The sequence below is a fragment of the Bradyrhizobium sp. Ai1a-2 genome (assembly GCF_000426245.1).
Taxonomy (GTDB): Bacteria; Pseudomonadota; Alphaproteobacteria; order Rhizobiales; family Xanthobacteraceae; genus Bradyrhizobium.
The window spans coordinates 1-2565 of the sequence record NZ_AUEZ01000203.1 but is presented as its reverse complement, the minus strand read 5'-3'; the positions used below and the strand labels follow the sequence as shown (position 1 = coordinate 2565).

Here is a 2565-nt window from a genome sequence, read left to right as displayed (position 1 = left end):
CATCTGGCCCTCCACGTGCCAAATATTGAATCTCTTCAATTACTTGATTCTCAGCCCCAAAAGACCGCGACCGCTTGACTCAGTAGTGCTAACCCACCCTACGATTCTCGCGATCACGCACCATCCACCCACCCGATCTTCTCCCTCAAGAACCCGAGCCCCAGCGCCGTGAACGCGGCGCGTTCCTTGTTGTCCTTGCCATAGCCGTGGCCGCCGGCAGCGGGCTCGTAGAGATAGGCTTCATATCCCATTGCCTGCAGCTTGGCGGCCATCTTGCGCGCGTGGCCCGGATGCACGCGGTCGTCGCGGCGCGTGGTCGCGATCAGGATCGGTGGATATTTCTGGCCTGGCTTTGCCGTGTGATAGGCGGAGTAGGTTTGCAGCCAGGCCCACTCCTCCGGCTTGTCGGGATCGCCATATTCGGCGATCCAGCTCGCGCCGGCGAGCAGCCTGGTGTAGCGGCGCATGTCGATCAGCGGGACGGTGCAGAACAGCGCGCCGAATCGTTCAGGATAGCGCACCAGCATGTTGGTGATCAGGATGCCGCCATTCGATCCGCCTTCGGCCGCGATCCGTTCGGGCCGCGTGACGCCACGCTTCACCAGATCGGCGGCGACGGCGGCGAAGTCATCATGCGCCAATCGCTTGCCCGCATAGCGGCCGGCATCGTGCCAGCGCGTGCCGAATTCGCCGCCGCCGCGGATATTGGCCTCCACGATGGTGCCGCCGCGCTCCAGCCACAGCTTGCCGAGCGCCGGGTTGTAGTACGGCTTCATCGCAAGACCGAAGCCGCCATAGGCGGTCAGATGGACCGGCGCATCGCCGGTCTCCGTCGCCGGGCCTGTCTGCACATAGGGGATGCGTTCGCCGTCGATGGAGATCGCCTCATGCTGGGTTACGACCAGTCCATCCGCGCTAAACGTCCGCGGCGCCTGCTTCAGCACCGTGGGGGCCCCGACCTTCTCCATCAGCATGAGCGACGACGGCGTCAGCGGGTCCTGCACATTGGCGAGGAGGTCACCGTTGCTTTCGGATATATGGCTGTCGAGGCGCCAGATATCGACGACGCCGATCTCGGGCAGCCCTTCGAGCCGCTCGCGCGTCCAGCCGCCAGCCGATGGCGTGCAGATCTCGAACACTGGCCGCAGTTCATCGAGAATCGATAGCACCAGCCGGCCCGCGGTCCAGAAGAACCCTTGCAACGCCCGCCGCGGCTCCGGCTGGAACACGACGGTGAAGTCGCGGCTGCCTGCGAGGAAGGCCGACAGCGACAGGCCGAGCACCGTATCGGGTGCATAGGTCTTGCCGCCAACCGTCCACGCCTCGCGCAACTTGACGACGAACCAGTCCTGATAGGCGAGCAGCCAGATGCTGGTGGGCAGATCGAGCTTCGTCTTCGCAGCCCGCTCGTCGCCGAGCCAGGCATTCAGGTTGAAGAAATCGAGCCGGTCGACGAACCACACCCGTGGGACCGGTCCGGAATCGTCGACCTGAGTGGACGCGCTCATATGGTTGGCCTGCACGTCGAACACCACTGGGGCGCGCTCCACGGCCTCGCCGCGGCGCCACAACCTGACAGTCCGGGCATAGCCCGAAGTGGTCGCCATGCCCTCGCCATAGGCGCTCGACAGCAGCAGCGTGTCGTCGTCGACCCAATCGACACCGCTCTTGGCTTCCGGCAGCGCGAAGCCGTCGGTGATGAAGCGCTTCGCATCCATGTCGAACTCGCGCAGCGTCACCGCGTCGCTGCCGCCGCGCGACAGGCCGAGCATCGCGCGCCGATCATTTCCGACGGGCATCTGCGTCCAGTTCAGGAGCCAATCCTCGCCCTCGTCGGCGGCAAGCCGGTCGACGTCCAGGAGGATTTCCCAGTTGGGATAGGCCTTGCGGAATTCGTCGAGCGTCGTGCGCCGCCACAGGCCGCGCGGATTCTGCGCATCCTTCCAGAGATTGTAGAGCAGCCCGCCGCGCCTGGTGACATAGGGAATGTTGTCCGGCCGGTCGAAGATCGCCACCAGCGCGTCGCGATCGGCGGCAAACGACGCGCCGGCGAATTTCTCCAGCGTCAGCCGGTTCTGCCGCTCCACGAATTCCAGCGCCCGCGCGCCTTCGATCTCCTCCAGCCAGAGATAGGGATCGTCATCGGGCGCAGCGATGGTAGGCCTGTCGTCGATGGTCATCGTGAAAACTCCGAGGATCACAGACCCATCGATGTAGGTGCTCGCTCCTGCGCTGTCCAATGGGCCGCGAGACTTGCGCCAGCAACGCCGTCGTCATTTCCGGGCGCGCGCTAGCGCGAGCCCGGAATCCATTCGTCCACTTGTGCAGGTCGTGAAATGGATTCCGGGCTCGATGCTTCGCATCGCCCCGGAATGACTCCCCCGTCATTGCGAGCGAAGCGAAGCAATCCATGCCTCCACGTGTGGCGCTATGGATTGCTTCGCTGCGCTTGCAATGACGATGTGGAGACAACGGGTGCGACATAACAACTCGACGGGCAAATCACCAAAAGTCTGTCCACCCCTCGCAGAAAAAACATTCCGCTTCCGTCGTCGGGCAAATCAG

General features: G+C 64.1%; 1 protein-coding gene. It reads right to left on the bottom strand.

Annotation, left to right across the window (positions count from 1 at the left end; genetic code table 11):
* Nucleotides 1-113: 113 nt before the first annotated feature.
* Entirely contained in the window at nucleotides 114-2180 is a 2067-nt protein-coding gene (locus K288_RS0143060; protein WP_027584835.1) for a prolyl oligopeptidase family serine peptidase, read from the bottom strand.
* Between the last annotated feature and the right edge of the window lie 385 nt (nucleotides 2181-2565).